General features: G+C 36.8%; 15 protein-coding genes. 3 read left to right on the forward strand and 12 right to left on the reverse strand.

Features of this window, described 5'->3' with window-relative positions; all coding sequences use genetic code 11:
• Positions 1-249: 249 nt before the first annotated feature.
• On the forward strand, positions 250-1,872 hold the full coding sequence (locus HZY91_RS05140) for an ATP-binding cassette domain-containing protein (protein ID WP_197115185.1): 1,623 nt from the start codon (positions 250-252) through the stop codon (positions 1,870-1,872).
• A 326-nt stretch (positions 1,873-2,198) separates the two neighbouring features.
• Here the strand turns inward: HZY91_RS05140 and HZY91_RS05145 are convergent, their stop codons facing one another.
• From HZY91_RS05145 to HZY91_RS05155, 3 genes are all read right to left on the reverse strand, one after another.
• A complete protein-coding gene (locus HZY91_RS05145) occupies positions 2,199-3,404 on the reverse strand; it encodes an ATP-binding protein (protein WP_197115186.1) in 1,206 nt (401 codons plus the stop codon).
• 561 nt (positions 3,405-3,965) lie between these two features.
• Complete coding sequence (rlmD, locus tag HZY91_RS05150) at positions 3,966-5,351, reverse strand: 23S rRNA (uracil(1939)-C(5))-methyltransferase RlmD (RefSeq protein WP_197115187.1); 1,386 nt, start codon at positions 5,349-5,351, stop codon at positions 3,966-3,968.
• 120 nt (positions 5,352-5,471) lie between these two features.
• Positions 5,472-6,269 (reverse strand): hypothetical protein, encoded by a 798-nt coding sequence (locus HZY91_RS05155; protein WP_197115188.1) that lies wholly within the window; start codon positions 6,267-6,269, stop codon positions 5,472-5,474.
• A 388-nt stretch (positions 6,270-6,657) separates the two neighbouring features.
• Between HZY91_RS05155 and HZY91_RS05160 the strand changes: the two genes are divergently transcribed.
• Positions 6,658-7,674, forward strand: a complete 1,017-nt coding sequence (locus tag HZY91_RS05160; RefSeq protein ID WP_197115189.1) for an LTA glycolipid anchor biosynthesis glycosyltransferase, IagA/BgsA family — start codon at positions 6,658-6,660, stop codon at positions 7,672-7,674.
• Positions 7,675-7,718: 44 nt separating this feature from the next.
• Here the strand turns inward: HZY91_RS05160 and HZY91_RS05165 are convergent, their stop codons facing one another.
• The 6 genes from HZY91_RS05165 to HZY91_RS05190 form a co-directional block, all read right to left on the reverse strand.
• Positions 7,719-8,060, reverse strand: a complete 342-nt coding sequence (locus HZY91_RS05165; protein ID WP_197115190.1) for a hypothetical protein — start codon at positions 8,058-8,060, stop codon at positions 7,719-7,721.
• Positions 8,061-8,074: 14 nt separating this feature from the next.
• Positions 8,075-8,923 (reverse strand): HAD family hydrolase, encoded by an 849-nt coding sequence (locus HZY91_RS05170; protein ID WP_197115191.1) that lies wholly within the window; start codon positions 8,921-8,923, stop codon positions 8,075-8,077.
• Positions 8,924-8,940: 17 nt separating this feature from the next.
• Positions 8,941-9,861, reverse strand: a complete 921-nt coding sequence (locus HZY91_RS05175; protein WP_197115192.1) for an aldo/keto reductase — start codon at positions 9,859-9,861, stop codon at positions 8,941-8,943.
• Between the two features lie 4 nt (positions 9,862-9,865).
• Positions 9,866-11,377: a helicase HerA-like domain-containing protein gene (locus HZY91_RS05180; protein WP_197115193.1), complete on the reverse strand. Its 1,512-nt coding sequence runs from the start codon at positions 11,375-11,377 to the stop codon at positions 9,866-9,868.
• A 135-nt stretch (positions 11,378-11,512) separates the two neighbouring features.
• Positions 11,513-14,185 (reverse strand): SpaA isopeptide-forming pilin-related protein, encoded by a 2,673-nt coding sequence (locus HZY91_RS05185; protein ID WP_197115194.1) that lies wholly within the window; start codon positions 14,183-14,185, stop codon positions 11,513-11,515.
• Between the two features lie 151 nt (positions 14,186-14,336).
• Positions 14,337-14,645, reverse strand: coding sequence for a hypothetical protein (locus HZY91_RS05190; RefSeq protein WP_197115195.1), 309 nt, complete (start codon positions 14,643-14,645; stop codon positions 14,337-14,339).
• A gap of 311 nt (positions 14,646-14,956) precedes the next feature.
• On the opposite strand from HZY91_RS05190, the gene HZY91_RS05195 reads away from it, so the two are divergent.
• The gene (locus tag HZY91_RS05195; RefSeq protein WP_197115196.1) at positions 14,957-17,671 is read left to right on the forward strand and encodes a cation-translocating P-type ATPase; all 2,715 of its coding nucleotides are present in this window, start codon (positions 14,957-14,959) and stop codon (positions 17,669-17,671) included.
• Between the two features lie 126 nt (positions 17,672-17,797).
• Here the strand turns inward: HZY91_RS05195 and HZY91_RS05200 are convergent, their stop codons facing one another.
• From HZY91_RS05200 to HZY91_RS05210, 3 genes are all read right to left on the reverse strand, one after another.
• Positions 17,798-19,060: a glutamate-5-semialdehyde dehydrogenase gene (locus tag HZY91_RS05200; protein WP_197115197.1), complete on the reverse strand. Its 1,263-nt coding sequence runs from the start codon at positions 19,058-19,060 to the stop codon at positions 17,798-17,800.
• Positions 19,061-19,076: 16 nt separating this feature from the next.
• Positions 19,077-19,883: a glutamate 5-kinase gene (proB, locus tag HZY91_RS05205; RefSeq protein ID WP_197115198.1), complete on the reverse strand. Its 807-nt coding sequence runs from the start codon at positions 19,881-19,883 to the stop codon at positions 19,077-19,079.
• Between the two features lie 149 nt (positions 19,884-20,032).
• The gene (locus HZY91_RS05210; protein WP_197115199.1) at positions 20,033-21,205 is read right to left on the reverse strand and encodes a toxic anion resistance protein; all 1,173 of its coding nucleotides are present in this window, start codon (positions 21,203-21,205) and stop codon (positions 20,033-20,035) included.
• Between the last annotated feature and the right edge of the window lie 39 nt (positions 21,206-21,244).

The following is a 21,244-nucleotide window of genomic DNA, read 5'->3' on the forward strand; positions in this document are numbered from 1 at the left end:
AAAATTTTGCGTTGTTGAAAAAAATAAAAGCTCTTGATATTATATAAAATAAATTTAATATAAAATAGTATAAATAAGGAAGAAAGAATAAATTTGAGAGATAAAAAGATGAAAAAGTACTTTCTTTAGTGATACTTCTTATTAATCGTCATAAATTTGATATAGCAGAAAATTATATTAAGGAAGTAAAAAATTTAAGCGTTCAAGAATTATTGACTAACTTTATGGAATTTGAAAGGAGAATACAGTATGGTGGAGATTTTTAATCAGAGGCGAAAAGAATTGATAATCTTCACTTTGTTGACAATTTCCTTATCGATTCTAACGGTCTCAAGTGCCTTAATATTAAAATTATTTTCTGATGTCGCTCAAAATCAATCGAACATAACATACTCTCAATTAGTGATCATCACCAGTATATTTATATTAGTGCAATATGGTATCCATTATTTTCAACAACTACAAACTGAGAAACTCTCAAAATTATTATCCAATGATATGAAGAAAAGGATTATACAATATATTTCTGAGCTGACCATTGATGAATTTCATGAAAAAGGAGTAGGATATTACATTTCTTTATTAACAAGCCAAGTGAAATTCATAGAAGATAATTTCTTTTATTCTATTTTCTGGGGGGGTTATTTATTCTGCCAATTTCTAGCGGCTCTCATAGGTTCTATGTTGATTCAACCTAAATTAGTAATCTTTTCTTTATTATTGTGTATCCCCTTTGTTCTGATTCCGTACCTGTTAAAAAGTAAAATCGTTGACCAAAGTGAAAAAATCACCCGAACTATACATGAATCTCAGGAAAATATCCAAGACTTTCTAAACGGAAAAGTGATCTGGAATAGCTATGGAAAAAATGATAAATTTATAGATTTAGCCACCAATAATATTAACACATTATATGAACACGAAGCCGATAAGATAACGCTAGATAATCAGATTGGGATTATCAATAAAATTTTTTCAGAAATATTATTTTATGGAACTTGGTTAGCAGGTATCTATTTTATTTTAAAAGGACAGCTTACCTTTGGCAGCCTTTTGGCATTCACCAATTTAATAGCGAATTTAGCATTTCCACTGAATTCAGCCATAGGTATTTTGACCAACTATATTGGTGGCAATAAAGTAGCCAATGACTTAATGGACATGATTAATACCCGTCAGAATAGGACTATCATCGACTTTGAAAAAGAATATAAAGCATCAAACTGTCTTGAATTTGACGATGTTACTTTGAACAAGCAAGGTAGACAGATCTTAAATCATATTGATGTTCAGTTTGACTTATTCCATAAATATTTAATTATTGGAGAGAGCGGCTCTGGAAAAAGTTCCTTAATAAAAATTCTATTTGAAAATCCTCAATTAACTACAGGAAAAATTTATTACAAAGGGCAAGCTCTAACGTATCAGACTAATCAAGACTTTATAGAGGAAGTTGCTTACATACCACAAGACGGATATATATTTTATGATAGTTTATTTAATAATATTACCTTGTTTGAAAAGAACCCTGATAGTGAAAAAGTTCTTGAATGTTTAAAAATGTCTGGATTGTCGAAATGGTCTCAGGATGAAATAATTAATAAAAACAGTATATCTGGTGGAGAAAAGCAAAGACTCTTGTTGGCAAGAGCCATTTATAAGGATCCTAAGTTTCTGATAATAGACGAACTTTCCTCATCACTAGATCCTCAATTAATTCCACAAATTGAAGAAACCTTATTAAATTTACCTATTGGTTTTATTTGTATTTCGCATAAATATACTTCTAACTTTGCACAAAAAGTAGATAAAATATTTGTGGTCGAAAATGGCCTTGTCATAGAAACGCAAGCAACTGATATTCATGTGTAAACATTAAAGAACCCAAAAATTCTCAGAATAAGTTTGGAGAATTTTTGGGTAAATTATTTTTTAAAGGAGGCAAATTGTTAAATCAAGTGCAATATTTGGTATGAATAAAATAATTCTTCCGATGTAACAACATTTTACTCTTTCACCTTTTGCATCAATACCACGCACTTGTCAATAGCTATCAGCGAACCATTTCCTCGCATCATCTACATATTTAGTATATTCTTCGACGTTACTAACAGTGAAGCAAAGGCTAACCGTTTTCTTATTAATTTTGGTTCAATTTCCTTGTTGTGATGATTTGTTTAAAAAATAAGACTCACATCCTAGTGAACCTCTAATAGCCAATCAATAATATTCCGATGTTCAATGCCCTGCTGGCTAAAATCCAACTTATCCATAGATAAGACATATTTAGGAAAATGATCCTGAATTTTATCATAAACTTTAAATTCTCGTTGACGAGTACTTTCACTCTCTAGTAAATAAGACACTTGATAATAGGCTAACTTACCCTCGCATTCCGCAATAAAATCGATCTCTTGCTGGTCCACTTTGCCAATCTTAACATCATATCCCCGAGCAATTAATTCTATATAGACAATATTTTCTAACACACGCTCGATATCCTTTTGGTTAGAGAAGCCACGGGCCTGACGAAAACCATGATCGGTTATGTAATACTTTTCTTCTACCTTTAATAACTTCTTTCCAAGGGTATCATAACGACTTGCTTTCTTGATTAAATAAGCTTTCTGACAATATTCCAAGTAATTCAAGACAGTATCTACAGACACTTGGCGATTCTCACCCTTAAAATATTTCCGAATACTTAAAGCTGAAAAGGTATGCCCGATATTCTCCACGGCGAAATTCAAGATCCGGTTAAATATATCAACATCTCGAATTTGATAATATTCCAACACATCTTTTACCATGACAGTATGATAGACATCATTTAAATATTTATAAGCAGCCTCTTCCTCAAGATTAAAATAACCTAGAAATGGCATTCCTCCAAGGAGAAGATATTTTGAAAATAATTGATCAACACTATAGGGTTCTGACTTATACGCCTCACAAAACTCAGAAAAGGTAAAGGGCTGAACCTCAAAGTGAACATAGCGTCCAGCAAGGGATGTCGACAGATCCCCAGATAACATGCTTGAATTCGACCCAGTGATATAAATATCTGCATCAAAATCTACCAGTAATCCATTAACTACCCGCTCCCAACCTTCCACTAATTGGATTTCATCAAAAAAGAAATATAACTTTCCATCTTTATTTTCAATCAGCGGCTTAAGCTGATTAAATAAGCTCTTCCAACCTCTTATATGAAGGTTTGAAAAAGAATCAAAATTAAAATAAATAATATTCTCATTAGGAACTCGATCTAACAACAGTTCTCTTACCATGGTCATCAAAGTAGATTTACCTACCCTACGCATTCCAGTAAGAATTTTTATCACAGGTTTATCAATAAATTTACTTATTTGATTCATATATAAGGGTCTATTAATAATTTGCATTTGCTCACCTCCTTATTTAGTTTCTATTATACTCGAAATAAACCATTTTTAAACAATCATTTCGATTATAGACGAAAAATATCGCGAATTGTTTTTTACATTTTAACTATAGTCGAAATCAAAAATCTTATAAGGAAAAATTGCCTTATAAATTCTATATACGCCAATCAACAGGTTACGATCTTCGATTTTGCTAATCATTCAATGAATAACTGAAACCAAACCTAAGAATGCAGCTACAATAATGAATAAAGATGGCAATTTTGTCACTTGCCATCTTGATCTCAATTATTTACTTTTACCATTAATGCATAGAAAGAAGCTCTACGCCCTTAGTTCATAAACCAACTGTACCTCTAACTAAACCTACTCTTACGCTTGGTTTTCTATGAGGACACATGCCTCGGCAGCTGAACTCTGCCAATCACTTCCTCACTCCATTCGTCGTTCTTGGGAGTTCCGTACATAAAGCATTCGTAAATTTTGACTACAAAGCTTCACTCCTTGTCATCCAAAGAAAGATCTACTCGTTTCTCTCGTAGACCAACTGCATCTCTAAGCTTAATCTTCGCTATGACTTGATTTCACTAAGAAAGCGATGGTTTCAACGTGACTGGTTTGTCCAAATAAATCCACTGGTTGAATATACTTTAATTGATAGCCTGCATCTGCTAATAAGCGGCAATCCCGTGCTTGTGTAGAAGGGTTACAAGAGATATAGACGATTTTAGGTGGTGCTTGTTCAATTAAAGCTTCCACAAAATTCACGTCTAGCCCCTTCCTTGGAGGATCTACCACTACAATATCAAAATGGATTCCCGCTTCATTCCAGCGAGGCAACCAATCTTCGGCTTTTCCTACTTCAAAGTGAGCATTCTCAATCTGATTCAATTCAGCATTATCTCTGGCCATTTCAATGGCTTCAGAAACGATTTCCATTGCATATACATGTTCTGCTTTTTTGGCAAGTGCTAAAGTAATGGTACCAATGCCACAATAAGCATCTAAAACCGTTTCCCCTCCTTGTAAATCCGCTAAGTCTAAAGCTAGTTGATACATTCTCTCAGCTTGAGGGGTATTGACTTGATAAAAAGATTGGGCAGAAATGTTAAAAGTTATTCCTAACATTTGATCTTGATAATAGGGTTGACCCCATAGACAGTAGGACTGTCTACCTAGAATCACATTCGTTTTCTGCTGATTAATATTCTGAATTAAAGAAACCATCTCTGGAATTTCGTGCTGTAAACGCTCCACTATTTCGTCAAGATGAGGAATTTTCTTACCATTAGTCACTAAGACGATCATAATTTGTCGTGTATGATGACCACGCTTGACAATAATATGTCGAAGTAGACCAGTGTGCGTATGTTCATCATAGGCCGTTAGCTGATAATCACGTAAAATATCACGGACTGTTAGTATGGTTTGATCAATGACTGGGTCTTGAATATAATAATTTTCTACTGGAATCAGCTCATGACTGTTCTTCCGATAAAAACCTGTCTCCAATCGCCCATTTATTTCTCTTACTGGAATTTGAGCTTTATTGCGATATTGCCATGGATTCTCCATTCCCAGCGTATTTTGCACCACAACTTCTTGAAATTGGCCAATTCGTTCAAATGCATCTTTAACCTGCTTCTTTTTAAATTGGAGCTGTCCCTCATAGGATAAATGTTGTAAGGTCATCGTCCCCGTAAGACGGCCTATATCATCAGTCATCGCTACTCGATCAGGACTTTCGACTAATATTTCCATTAATCGTCCATAACCATATTTCTTTCCTACTTTGGTTGCTTTGAATTTTATTGTCTCACCTGTTAAACTACCTTCAACAAAGAAAGGATAGCCCTCTAACTTCACGACTCCCATTCCTTCATGGGTCAAGTCTACTACTTCCCCCATTAATTCTTGATTTTTTTGATATCTATTTATTTCAACCATAGACAACCTACTTTTCTTTTATTCTAATGATGATTTAGTTCTAGTTTACCTGAAATAAGTTTCACTTGATATAGCAAGAAACAATCACCCATCTCAACGCACTGACAGGTGACTGTTTTCTTATGATGTAAGATCTCTTAATTTACTTTCTAATACAAGAATTTTAGCTTCTAGGCGCTCCACCTTTGCTCGCATTCCTTGCCGAATGCGTTCGCAATGTTCTTCCACTAGAATATGATAACGAATTGCATAAGGACAATCAGAACGAACTTTTGCTATTTCTAGCTGTACTTCATAGGAAGCTGCCAAAAGCGCATAGCGAAGATCTACCATTTCTGCTAAGGAGTAACGTCTTTCTTGAACATATTCCTCCTGAAGATTATCATAAACCATTTCCAGAATAGAAAGATCATTTCTCTTATAAGCTGAAACTGCAGTTTGAAATAATTGTTTTTGGGTCTGACTTTGGAGAGGGTGCAGAGCAGGATGAAGTGCTTCAACCGCTTTTCGATAATACTTTCGCATCAATCTTGAATCTTCAATCGGTATTTCAGGTTCGTATGACCAAGTGATCGCTTCATCGATTTTCTTTTTTTCCTCTTGAATTTTAACCTGATAGGTCTTAAATTGACGGTCTAATTTTCTTTTGCTTTCATCAATATCTAAGTATTGGTTAACTTCTACATCCTTTATCAGACGTCTTAGGTACTCTGCTTGGTAATGTTTTTCCAATAAAGCGAGGTGGTCTTCTCCCAAATGCAGATAGAACTGATTTTCTAGAAACACAACATCTTTATATCTTAATTCGTCATATTCAAATACCCATTGAAGCATTCTTTGTCGAATTTGCTTAATATCTTGTTCCAATAAGCTTCGTCCTGGCATCAAAAATACTCTTCCAAATAATGATTCCTTCATCCGTCACCTTCACTCCTTTCATCATTTTTTTTAAGCTTTACAACATTATACCATCTTCTCTTTTTTGTATTCATTAATATTTTTGATAAATATCTTCTCTTTATTAAATAACATCCTTTTGCCTTGTAATTCTTTTTCTCATTTACATTGCTTTATCCCTTAACAATCAGATAAAATAGTTCTATAAGGCGAGAGACAGCCCACCATGGGTTTTCATTATATCATGTTGGCATCGTTATTTTATTAATTCTCCTCACAAAATTTGATAAATAGATTAGAAATAGGACAAAATATGGACTGAATTCTTTTTAAAGGGATTCTATCGAAGTAAAAGAAGTTATTTTATAATTTTAACTCTTAAGTGATATTGAAGAAAGTAGGTAGTGTTGTGCGCGTATTATTATATTCTGAAAATTTAGAGAAAATTAAAAGATCAGGCCTGGGCAAATCAATTCAACATCAACAAAAAGCATTACAAGAAGTTGGAATAGAATTCACCACCGATCTCAAGGAACCTTATGATATTCTCCATATTAATACTTACTTTCTCTCGTCCTTTCTTCTTGCGCTTAAATGCCGACTGAAAGGAATTCCTGTGGTTTATCACGCCCATTCAACCGAGGAAGATTTTCGTAATTCCTTTCGCTTCTCTAATATTCTAGCTCCCTTTTTTAAGCAATGGCTCATCCTTTGTTACAAATTAGGAAATGTGATTATTACCCCTACTCCTTATTCCAAGCGTTTACTTGAAAGTTACCATTTAAATCGTCCTATCTATGCCATTTCAAACGGAATTGATCTCACTCAATTTCAAATAAATGATCGCAAGTACGCTTCAAAATCTTTTCGGCAAAAATATCACTACAAAGATTCTGACTTTGTTGTGATGGGAATTGGTCTCTATTTGAAACGAAAAGGGCTCCTAGATTTTGTTGAACTAGCGAAACGAATGCCCCATGTTCATTTTATTTGGTTCGGTGAACTCGATTTAGCATTAGTTCCACAAGAAATTAAAGATGCGATCACAACTCAACTCGATAATCTCATTTTTGCAGGCTATGTTCCTAATGAAGAAATCAAACAAGCCCTTCTTGCGACCGATTTGTATATTTTTCCTACTTATGAGGAAACAGAAGGAATTCCCGCCATTGAGGCTTGTGCGATGAAAGCAAATTTTATTGTGAGGGATATACCAGTGTTTGAAGGTTGGTTAGAAGATAAGATAAATGTCTATAAGGCCAAGAATATTGAGGAATTTCAACAACTCATTGATCGTTTCTATCGTCGAGAACTTCCTTCTCTTGGTGAGGCGGCCTATCAAGTGGCTCTCGAGCGTTCAATCCCTACAATTGGACTTCAGCTTAAGAAAGTTTACCAAATAGCTTATGAGAAAATTAAGCATTAAAATAAGGCACAATCGTTATTTTTTGATAGCGATTGTGCCTTATTTTAGTCTATAACCTCTTCAAACTTAATTAAAAATTTATCTAATTGGTCTCTATCTCTCGCCTTTTGAGCTTGAGACATATTGAATGGGTTTAAATAGAAACGAAACAATTCTTGACCTGTTTGATCTTTTACCTGGATCGCTTCTCCTTCTTCCGGATCATCAGTAATTCGATTGACAATGGGATACTTCGCTTGCCAATATTCAATTGCTTCTGAGGCTACAGCCTCTCTTAACGTTTGATACATTTCTACTTGTGGCGCAGGGATCAAAAAAGCATCTACTTGAACCATTGCTTCTTCCTTCTGACGCTTCGCCTGCTTTTTGGGACTTTTTCTAGCCATACATTTCAACCTAACTATTGTTTTATTGTGCGCTTATCATTGAGAAAATCTAAATTTCCTTTTTGAATATATCGTTCCAATACACCTAATACGGCTTGGTCATTATTAGTTCCGATCTTAAAGCGACACTGCATTTCAAGATCGACATCAGCGTTTTCCATTGCAATACTATAATAGACTTGGGACATCATACTTTCATCATTCAAACTATCTCCAAATGCCATACTTTCCTCAGCTTTGATCTGGTACTTATCTTGGAGATAAGCAAGGGCACTTCCCTTACCGCCTTGTCGATTATATACATCCACCCAACCATCGCCTGAAGTTACCGCTGTTACATTCTCATAACGCTCATTAATAATTCTGGCTAAGACTTTATTCTTATCAAGACTATCTTCAGTTGCAATCGCAATCTTCGTCACGACAGAGTCTTCTGGCAGCTCAGAAAAAAGCGGAATATACTGTAAATCATTATTATAACGCGCTACAAAATCGAAAGCCGGCCCCGATTTTTTACGGAAATAACTTGCATCTCCTAAACTTAAACACGGATAATATCCGTCAAACTCATCTATAAAGTCAATTATTTGAGTAAAATCTTGATAAGGAATCCCTGTTTTCTTAATCGGAGTCCCATCTTTAACAATATAATTTCCATTATCACAAGCGAAGTACAGTTTAGCTAACACCTCAGCTGTAAAGTAATCATGAATTTTATGATATGAATTCCCTGTTACAACTGCGACTATAATCCCTTGCTCATTTAATTTTTCTAAGACTTTATTAAAACGATCCACATCGTAAGTCTTATCTGTTCTCAGCAAGGTCTCATCCAAATCAATTGTCACTAACTTTAATTCCATGTTCCCATATCCCCTTCTTATTGCATTGGATAATCTTGACGACTACTGTATATATCATACCATTCTTTGCGACTTAAGTGTATCAGAGACCCCTCTACCATCGCCTTTATCCGTATTGGATTCATTGAGCCTATAATAGGTTGAAAGGCAACTGGATGACGAAGAATCCAAGCTAATACCATCGCTTCAAATGACACCTGATATTGATCTGCTAAATCTTGAATCGTATTCACCATTTGTACATGTTCTGGGTCATCTTTGAGCAGGCCCTTCGATAGACTAGACTTCAACGGTGACCAGGCTTGTAAGCGAACATTTTGTAATTGGCTTTCTTCAATGGAATAACCATCACGATTCACCGCCTGATCAAATCGAGTATTAACATATAAGCCACTATCAATCGGCAAGGTATGACCCGGTCCAAATTGAATTTGATTAACCTGAATCGGCGTTGCAAGATACTGATTTAACAAAGCAATCTGACTGCTATTATGATTACTAACACCAAAATAACGGACCTTTCCCTGTTTTTGAAGCGAATTAAAAGCTTCCGCCACTTCTTCCACTTCCATCAATGGATCTGGTCGATGGATTAATAGAATATCTAAATAGTCGGTTCCTAAACGCTGAAGGATACCCTCTAGAGATTTATAAATATTTGTAGCAGAAGAATCATAATGAGTCTCAAGGATCCCAAACTTTGATTGGAGAATCAGATCTTCTCGCCGAATAGAACTCGCCTTTAGCGCTTGGCAGAAAAGCTCCTCAGATTTTCCGTGTCCATAAATTTCTGCATGATCAAAAAAATTAATCCCCGCTTCAAAACTCGTCTCAATCACTTTCGTGGCCTGATTACTGGATAAATCCGCCATCCTCATACAACCTAAAGCAACTTGGCTAGTATATATATCGGTATTTCCTATTTGTATATTTTTCATGGCACTATTTCTTAAACATCCCAGTGATAGAACGAGTAATCGCTCGACCTATCTCACGACCAACCTGACTCATCATATTTTTGGTAAAACGATCAAAATTAGTATCCGTTCTACGACTCGAACCTTGCGACTTTTTAATCTGTTTGGCTAATTCTGCTTCTAATTCTCTAATTCTCTCTTCACTCGGATGGTCCACCTGAGTTGCATCTGCTTCTCCGATCATTTCCTCTTGGGTAGTCGCCATTGCTTGGTTAAGTTGTTCATGAGCAGATTCTCGATCAACAGACTCAGCATATTTTTCTAATAAGGAAGACTGATTAATGATCTTTAATAACACTTGAGGATCTACTTCACCCATTTTACTTAATGGTGGGTAGATATAGGCTGCCTGTGCAAAACTCGGAGTTCCATCCTCATTTAATGTTGAAACAACTGCCTGTCCCGTCGCTAATTCTTGAATGACTTGCTCTAAGTCGACTGCTTCATCAGGATTTTGCCGAAACGTCTGACTAACTGCTTTCACTACTTTTAATTCCTTTGGAGTGAAAGCTCTCAAGCCATGTTGAATTCGATTAGCTAGTTGCGAACCAATTTCATCTGGTATATCGACAGGGTTCTGAGTCACAAAATAAACGCCCACTCCCTTCGACCGAATTAAGCGTACCATTAATTCAATCTTGTCTACCAATACTTTTGGCGTATCTTCAAATAATACATGCGCTTCATCAAAGAAAAAGACTAATTTCGGTTTATCCAGATCGCCCACTTCTGGTAAACTATCAAAAATTTCCCCGAACAAGGCCAATAGCACTGTCGCATATAAGGTGGGTGACTGATAAAGTTGACTAGCATTTAAGATATTAATAACCCCTAGTCCTTCATTATCCACACGCATAAAATCTTGAATCTCTAGACTAGGCTCTGAAAAAAAATGACTAGCCCCTTGTTTCTCTAATACAACGATACTCCGTAAAATAACCCCAATAGAGGCCTTTGAAATAGTTCCAAAGGTGGTTCCGAGTTCTTTTGTATGTTCAGCTACATAGTTTAGCATAGCACGTAGATCTGTCAGATCAATTAAGAGCAAACCTTTTTCATCTGCTACTGTAAATACAACATTCAAAACTCCTGTTTGGGTCTCATTTAGTCCTAAGAGTTTTGCTAATAGAATCGGACCCATTTCTGAAACCGTCACCCTCAGAGGGACCCCTTGTTCTCCAAAAGCATCCCATACTTCAATTGGAAAAGATCGCGGTTCAAAATCACTATAATGGGTCTTTTCTAATCTTTCTTCTAATCCTTCACGATTCCCTGGCTCAGCTAATGAAGCCAAATCACCCTTAATATCTGAAAGAAAAACAGGAACACCTGCCAAACTTAGTTGTTCTGCCATTACTTTCAGCGTTATTGTCTTCCCCGTCCCAGTAGCCCCCGCAATGACGCCGTGACGATTTAGTTGATTAAGTGTCAAGTAAACCGGTTGAGTGCCATAGGCAAATTTTATCTGTGTCTCCATAACCGTCCTCCTGAATATAATAACAGCTTAATTGTAGCATAATCACTATTATATAAGTATTAATTTTATCATTTTAACTCTAAACAACATTTCCATAAAAAAAGAGGATCTCAAAAGATCCTCAAAAAAGTATTTTTATTTCTTATTTTTATTCTTAAACAGTAGATAAATTCCTGCAACAACCAAACCGCCTGCTAAAATATAAAGGATCCAAGAAGATACTTCACCTGTTGATGGAAGGTTATTCTCTGCATTCTTACGGTCTGTCGACTTCTTAACTACGATAGCAGATTGCTCTTGATCATTGACTGTGGTAGTTTGAGTTTCTTGGCTGCTTGCCTGCGTGGTTTCAACATCGTTTCCTTGTTGAACCTCCACGCTAGTTTCGTTTGTTTTCTGCTCACCATATACTAGGGCTATCTGTCCTTGTTCCACACCTTCTGTCACAATCGTTGCTGTCTGGTTATGAACCGTCACATCCAGATCTTTTGTTTCTTGTCCATTGACGAATACCGCTTTTACTTGTGAATTAATAGGACGAGTCGGTATCTTAACTTGTGCTTGTTGTTGAGTTTGGATAGGCTCATTGTTTTGATTTACAATCTGAATTTGATAGAAATCAACATCCATATTTTTCAACATTTGCGGTCGCTGTTCGTCTTCGATATTAACTGTTTCTACTTTGATTTCTGCAGCTTTTTCTGCATCAATTTCAGACAATCCAATCTCTACTCCTGTTTCAGCATCTGAATATTTTTGCGTAATTTTATCTGTTGTGGTCTCCTCAACAGTTGTGGTCAACTCCTCAGTAGTGGTTGTTGACTCTGTCGTTGTTGTCGGCTCCTCAGTAGTGGTCGTCGACTCTGTCGTTGTTGTCGGCTCCTCAGTAGTGGTCGTCGACTCTGTTGTCGTTGTCGGTTCTTCAGTAGTGGTTGTTGATTCTGTCGTTGTCGTCGGTTCTTCAGTAGTGGTTGTTGATTCTGTCGTTGTCGTCGGTTCTTCAGTAGTAGTCGTCGACTCTGCTGCGGTTTCAAACGTCAGATCAAGTGTTTGCTCTTCAGCAGCATTTAACTCAACTTGACCACTCGTTTCTCCCGTATAACCTTCTGGCAAATAATCTACCGTATAAGAAATTGTGCCAGGCTCTAAATTTTCAAATGTCACTTGCCCCTGAAGATTACTAGCAAAAATTTGATTCCCAATAGAAATTTTCGCATAAGGTATAGGTTGCCCTTCCTGATCCATTAAATTAAAAATTAATTTGGCAGGTTCATCTTCTTTCATAATGGTAACAGCCTGAGTATTATCTTCTTCAGACTGAACTTGAGCATTCAGTACATTCCCTTGTGCTGAATAGCCATCCGGTGTCTCAATCACTTGATACTGATATTCCCCTGAAACTAAGTCTTCACTCAAAGCTAAGCCTGAAGCATCTGTCACAATTTCTGAAGTTTCTTGACTGTCAACATGGGTCAACTGTAATTTAACATCTTCTACGGCATCTCCATTTTGATCAGAAACTTGAATTTCTAAATCTCCAGCTTTAACTTTCTCTAATTGAATAATTTCTTGAGTGCCATCCAATCCATGTTCAACCGTTGCAGATTCTGGTTCTGAATATTCTTCCCCAGCTGATTGAATAGAATAAGTATAAGTTCCAGCTTCCAACTCAGAAAGCGTCACTTCACCTTGAGCATCACTTGTATATTCTTGCCCTTCCACTTCAATCACAACATTTGCCACCGGCTCTTGATCTGGTCCAACTATCTTAAATGTTAAGTCATTTGCTTCGCTGCTTGTTGTTGTCGCCTCAAGTGTCGTCTCTTGAGAAGTCGTGATTTCTTCAGTTGAAGTTGTTTCTTCTACAGTAGTGGAACTTTCAGGTACAATACCATTACCATCTAGTTGAATGGTATAAGTTAGAATTTCGCCTTCCCCTATATCTAACTGATCAGATAATTCATAACCGACATATTCTTCGGGCAAATTACCAAAGCTAATTGAATAGCTAGCAGGAACTAAATCTGTAACGTGAGCCTCCCCTTTCTCATCTGTTACTACTATTTGATCACCTACATATAACTCAATATTAGGAACTGGATTACCTTGGCTATCTGTCGCCTGAATGATCACTCCACCCATTCCTTCAGCCACTTCAATTGTTTCAGAATCTTCTATACTCGTCTCCTCGGTTGTTACTAACTGAGGATCCTCAACTGTCGTTGTTGTTTCAGATGCTTCAGACGTTGTCTCTCCTTCAATTCCCTCTGCTTGCGGTGCTTGTGGACTCTGAACTTCTTCTCCAACTAGATAGATTGAAAAGTTTGGATTTTGTTGTGTAGCTACCTCTTCTTGTTCAATTGAAAAAGCAAGATCATACACCACATTTCCATCATTTAAAGTCGCAAGTTCTCCGTTCTGCTGTGATTCTCCATTTTCTACTTGTACGGTATAAGGTTGAATCTGTTGTCCATCCCTCTGGAAACCTCCCCCATCATACATTCTAAAAATATAATCACCAGCTGGTAAAGAAAGGGGCTCCACCTGGCCTTGTTCAGAACGGTAAGAATAAACCACTGCTTGAGTATTTAAATCAATAATATCATATGACAATTGAGACTGAACTTGAGGTTCATTTTCATCTAATTGTAAATGCACATTAAACGTTGGAGAAACCCCTTCTTGATTTGTTTCTGTCTGTACTTGATTTTCTTGTGCTTGGGCTAATATATTCGGGGCCATGCAAACTGGCGCTATTAATAAACTACCTGCCATCATTAACTTAATTATTTTTATCGGGCTCATCATAGCCTACCTCCTAATTACGAAATAATATCTTTACTTACATCCCTACTTTATCATACAGCTGTCTGAGAAGGTTCAATTCCAAATTTTTATCACATTTATTGTTCAAGTTTACCCAATTTCATCATTAAATATTCACATTTCTACTTTGAAATTACAGATAGTCTAAATAGCTTTCTTGTACTATTTGTTTCCCTTCTTCTATATAGACTTTTACTAATTGAGGAGTTATTAATTCTTTTTCGATTTCAAGAATCCATAATTTATACGGCGATGCTTGCTGTTTAATTAATAAATAATTACGACCTTTTGCATGTAAAGTCCACACTTGGCTCTTACTTCCAGCAATCAGAACATCATTCCACATTTTCGCATAGTCAACATTCAACCGATATCCTTTTCCTTGCAAAAAAGAATGAATATTAAAAGACATCGCCTGATCAACCAGCTTTATTGTTTTCATATAATCCCTCCGTTAAATGAGAACGTATGTTCTTTGTTTTTATTTTAACAGAAGTCAGTAAATTTAAGTATATCTGATTGCATTAAAACAATAAATTGATTATAATTTTATTAGATGTTCATAAGGGAGTAACTTGAGGCTTTATTGCCTTGTCAGTGTCAACAACGATAAGTAATGTAACCATTACTGGTACTGGCTTAAAAAGTGAGACTTATGCCGATGAGTGCAGCTTTGTGTTGCCCTAGAGGCATAAGTCTTTTTTCATGCAAGTAACATTCAGATGAACACTCAACTATTAAAGGAGGAATATAATGTCAAAAGAAGATTTTGTTGCTTTTACTGGATCTAGTGATGAGATAATTAAGACACTCAAAACGGATCCTCGAAGTGGCCTCTCAAAAGAAGAAGCCCAAGCTCGTTTAGAACAATATGGCGAGAATGTTATTCATGAAGAAGAAAGACGCTCCATGCTTCAAAAATTCTTTGATCAATTCAAAGATTTCATGATCATTGTCTTACTCGCAGCTGCTGTTGTCTCAGCCGTTGTAGGAATAGCTGAAGGTGAAGGGGTAGCCGATGCGATCATTATCTTAATTGTTGTGATCTTAAACGCGCTATTGGGTGTCTTCCAAGAAGCTAAAGCCGAAGATGCGATTGATGCTTTAAAAGATATGTCTTCTCCCGAAGCAACTGTCATCCGTGATAATGACCATATCAAAGTCAAATCAACTGAATTAGTACCTGGTGACATTGTGGCTTTAGAAGCAGGGGATGTCGTTCCGGCAGATATGCGTTTCATTGAAACAAACTCACTAAAAATTGAAGAAGCTGCCCTCACCGGAGAATCGGTTCCTGTTGAGAAAGATGCGTCCGCAGAAGTAGCGGAAGATGCCGGAATCGGTGACCGATCCAATATGGGGTTCTCTTCTACTAACGTTACTTATGGGCGAGCATTAGGGGTTGTTACCCACACTGGAATGAATACCGAAGTAGGACATATTGCTGCTATGCTTTCATCTACTGACAAACAATTAACACCGTTACAACGCGACCAAGAACAGTTAGGTAAGACTCTTACCTACCTTATCATTGCGATCGCTGTCCTAACCTTTATCGTGGGTGTCTTCTTGAAAGGCTTTGCTCCTATTCAAATGTTACTCGTTTCAATTTCTTTAGCAGTTGCTGCTATTCCAGAAGGTCTACCAGCCATCACTACCATCATTCTATCATTAGGAACACAAACAATGGCTGATCGAAAAGCTTTAGTAAGAACTCTGCCAGCTGTTGAAACACTAGGTTCTACACAAGTAATTTGTTCCGACAAAACGGGTACTCTAACATTAAATGAAATGACGATCGAAAAAGTTTACTATGATGGTAAATTGCATAATGCTGATGACGAATTAGATACCAATTCTGAATTTATTCGTTCCTTTGTTTTTGCAAACGATTCTAAGATAGATTCGCAAGGAAACGTTAATGGGGACCCAACAGAAACCGCTATGGTGAAATACGCGCTTGACCACAAGATGAATCTTAAAGAGCAATTACAAGAATTCCCACGAGTGAATGAAGTTCCTTTTGATTCTGATCGTAAATTAATGTCCACCATCCATGATATGGGTAATGGGAAATACTTCGTCGCTGTCAAAGGAGCTCCTGATCAACTAATCAAGCGCGCCACTCATATTCACAAAAATGGTGAAATTGTTCCGATTGAACAAGCAGATATTGATCATATCATGGAGAATAACACTCATATGGCCCGTGAAGCTCTCCGTGTTCTAGCAGGAGCATACAAAATTATTGACTCTGTTCCATCAGAGATCAATACAGAAACGATTGAAAATAATCTTGTCTTTGCTGGACTAGTCGGAATGATAGATCCAGAGCGTTCTGAAGCAAAAGCTTCAATCGAAAAGGCACGCAAAGCAGGTATCCGTACTGTTATGATCACAGGGGACCATGCCGTAACTGCTCAAGCAATTGCTGAGCGTCTTACTATTTTAGATCCAAATGATGCAAACAATGAAGAGCACGTCATGACAGGTGCTGGATTAAATGAAATCTCTGATGAAGAATTAATTAAACGCGTTCAAGATTACTCAGTTTACGCTCGTGTATCACCCGAACATAAAGTTCGTATTATTAAAGCATGGCAAGCTAATGGACGTGTTGTATCTATGACCGGTGACGGTGTCAATGATGCCCCTTCTCTTAAACAAGCTGATATCGGCGTTGGTATGGGAATTACCGGAACAGAAGTATCTAAGGGTGCCTCTGATATGGTACTTGCAGATGATAACTTCCAAACAATTGTTGTGGCAGTTGAAGAAGGACGTAAAGTTTTCTCTAATATTCAAAAAGCGGTTCAATTCTTATTATCAGCCAATCTAGGAGAAGTCATTACGTTATTTATGGCCACCCTATTTGGTTGGGTAATCTTAGAACCTATCCATATTCTATGGATTAACTTAGTCACAGACGTCTTCCCAGCTATTGCTCTAGGAATGGAGCCAGCTGAAGCGAACGTTATGTCGCATAGTCCACGAACAAAAGATGACTCTTTCTTATCTTTCGGTATCGCACCCTCTATCTTGTACCAAGGAATTCTTGAAGCTGCTATCACACTCTTTGTATACTGGTATGCAGCAGAAGGTCCAATGCAAACAAACCTAGTCGGCGACGAACGCCATGTACTTGCAGAAACCATGGCTTTTATCACCTTAGGTTTAATCCAACTTTTCCATTCATATAATGTGAAGTCAACTTTTGGATCATTATTTAGACGGAATCCTTTTGATAACAAATGGCTCAATGGGGCATTCTTGTTATCAGGGTTCATGCTACTAGGAGTTATTTTAATTCCTGGTATCAGCCAATTCTTTGATGTTCATGCCTTAACAGGTAGTCAATGGGGAATTGTAATTGCTGCAGCCTTCTCAATAGTAATCATCGTTGAGATCGTTAAATTCTTATTCCGTGCAACCGGAACTGATGAAAAATATAATCGTGCTGTAGAGTAAGCCTTTCAGAGCTTAATTAGTTACTTTAGAAATAAGTCAAAAAATCCTGCTAAGATGTGTCTTAGCAGGATTTTTTCGATTGTCCATTCTCATTAAAATCAGAAAAATCAATCATAAACTTTTACTTTATTCTCTAATTTGTCCTGATCCTTCAATGGTATATTTATAACTCGTTAAGGCCTCAAGCCCCATTGGGCCACGGGCATGAAGTTTCTGAGTGGAAATACCTATCTCTGCCCCAAAACCAAATACTTCACCATCTGTAAAACGAGTTGATGCATTCACGTAAACAACTGCTGCATCAATATCATTTAGAAAATCTTGGGCAATTTGATAATCAGATGTAATGATCGCTTCAGAATGACCACTCGAATATTTTTCAATATGCTGAATCGCTTCATCATAATTGGCTACCACTTTAATAGCTAATTTTAAATCTAAAAACTCAGTTTCATACTCTTCTTCATGTGCTACCGTTGCAAAAGGTATTAACTTGCGAACCTTTTCATCTCCCACTAACTCAACATTTCCATCATATAAAGCATTACCCAAAGACGACAGATAACGTTCAGCAAACGCTTGGTCAACCAGCAAACTTTCTACTGCATTACACACAGAAGGACGTTGTATTTTAGCATTTAACACAATATCTCTTGCGGTTTCATAATCGGCACTTTCATGAATATAAATGTGCACATTTCCTACACCTGTTTCAATCACTGGTACTGTTGCATTTTTGACTACGTTCTGAATCAGACCTGCCCCTCCACGTGGAATTAAACAATCTACATAATCATTCATCTGCATTAATTGTGTAACTAGCTGGCGATCCGGATTAGTAATCAATTGGACGGATTCTTTTGGAAAGCCTACTTCTTCCAGAGCCATATGAAGAGCCTCAACAATCGCTTCATTAGAAGCTATAGCTTCCTTGCCTCCTCTTAAAAGAACGACATTTCCCGCCTTCAAGCAAAGACCCGTTGCATCTGCTGTAACATTTGGACGAGATTCATAAATGATGCCAATCACACCCAATGGGACTGGACGTTGAGTAATCATTAACCCATTATCATTCTTCCATTGTTTATTTGCTTGCGCTAAAGGATCTTCTAATTGAGCAATTTTCCTTAACCCTTCCGCCATGGCTTTAAGTCGTTTATCATCCAAGGTTAAACGTTCTAGCATGGCTGGGGCCATGCCGTTTTCTCTTGCATTCAAGACATCTTGATAATTTGCTTGCTTAATTTTTTCCGCATTTTCTTCAATTGAATCTGCCATTAAGTTTAAAACTTTTTTCTTTTCTAAAGTAGTTGCCTTACGTAAAAAGCGGGCAGCCTCTTTTGCCTGCTTTCCCATATCAATTAATTTCTCTGAAAATTCTACCGTCATTTGCAGTCCTCCTCTTTTATCCTTTATTCGTAAATAAAGTTCCTATTTTTTCTCCGTTTAAAATATTAAACAATATCGACGGGTCTTCTCCAGATGTAATGACCATCGACCCTTGCTGATTCTCTAATATTATTTTGGCTGCACTTAATTTAGTCGCCATTCCACCCGTTGAGAATTCCGATCCTTTACCTGCTGCCATTTGACTAATTTGATCGGTTATTTCTTCAACTTGATCAATGAGTTTAGCTTGGGGATTTATTTGGGGATTTTCTTCATATAATCCCGCAACATCTGATAGGATAACTAATAAATCAGCTGAAACGATTTTCGCCACAACTGCCGATAGGGTATCATTATCCCCAAATTTTGTTAAATGATTCAATTCATCTACCGCAATGGCGTCATTCTCATTGATGATGGGAACAATCCCTTTAGCCAGTAAAGTGTCAAAGGCGACTCTCACATTTTCTAATGACTGGGGGAAATCCACGACATCCCTTGTAAGCAAAACTTGTCCGACATTCAAGCCATAATATTTGAAAAAACGTGCATAATGCCCCATTAGGATTGTTTGACCGACTGAAGAAGTTGCTTGTTGGTCAGCAATTGTTTGGGGATACTGTTCTTCTTTCAATTCTAACGATCCAACTCCTATCGCTCCCGAAGAAACAATGATAATCTCTTTTCCCGTTTGTTGCAAACTTGCACAGACGTATGCCAAACGATCTATCTTTTGAAAGTTGATACCTTGGCTTGACAAAATCGTATTCGTCCCTAACTTAATCACAATACGCTTAGCATTTTTCAATTTTTCTCGTTTCATACCTATTCCCCAATCTACACATCATTGTTTCTATTATAGGTAAGAAAATGACTAAGGTAAAGAAATAATCTTAAGCAAGAAAAAAACCTCCAACATGCTAAAAAACTAGCTGTATAGAGGTTCTCTCCTGTTACTCCCGTTAATAATCACTAGCTAATCTGAATGGCCTTTGCGACAGCATCTTTAAGGTTATTTTCAATATGAGTCAATTCCGATTCTGCTTCCTTACGTGCCTGTCGAGCATTATTCTGGATAGAAATCGTTTCTTCAATTGTCGCAATTAATTCATCATTAACTTTTTTCAATGTTTCAACATCAATGGTAGACCGTTCCGCTTCTTTAGCTGTTTCAATTGTATTTTGCCTTAAATTTTTAGCATTTCTTTCTAAAAGCTCATTCGTTGTATCAGACACTTGCTTTTGCATTTGAATTACCTGGCTTTGACGATTTAATCCTAAAGCAATGACAACTTGTGATTTCCATAATGGAATCACATTATTAACAGCATCTGTTACTTTATCTACTAACAATTTATCATTGTTCTGAATCAGCTTGATTTGTGGGGCTGTCTGGATAGCCATCGTTTTAGAAGTTTTCAAATCAAATACCCGCTTTTCAAAGCGATTGACAGTATCTTCAAAGTCTTTTACCACTTGCATGGCCATCGTTTCGCCACTTGCTTCCGCTTCTTTAAATAAAGTCGGTAAAACTTCTTCGCGCATTTCTTTAACTTTTTCTTCACCAGCTACAATATATAATTGCAATTCTTGGAAGTACTCCACATTCTTCTCATATAATTTATCAAACGTTCCGATATCCTTCAATAGCATCATACGTGAACTTTCTAACTGTGCTTGGATCTTATCAATTTGCGATTCCATTACATCATACTTAGCGAGGTAACGTTCTACTGATTGGCGCATATTCTTAAAAACAGGTAACTTATCTAGAAAAGATGAACCATTGCCCCCAATTTCAGAAACATTTAAATCTTTTACTTTTACCATTAAATCCGCCATTAAATCTCCGACCGCTCCCACATCTTTTGATCGGACCTCAGAAAGGATTTGATCACTAAATTGAGCGATTCCTTTCTGCGTATTAGAACCATAGAGAGAGAGTAATTGTGTATCTTGCAAATTCAACTGTTCTTTTATTTTATCGACTTTTTGACGATCTTCTTCTGATAGAGTGGCTACCTCTTGCTCCACCATAGCAGCAATTTCCTGTTTATCTGTATTCAGAGTCTCTACACCTGCAAATTCAGTCTGTTTCGCTTGCATCAAACTTTCAAGAGTAATGTTTTTATTTTCTTCAGACATAATATACCTCTTTCTTTTTTTGATTTTAACATCAGACAA

The organism is Facklamia lactis (assembly GCF_015863205.1).
GTDB classification, from domain to species: domain Bacteria; phylum Bacillota; class Bacilli; order Lactobacillales; family Aerococcaceae; genus Facklamia; species Facklamia lactis.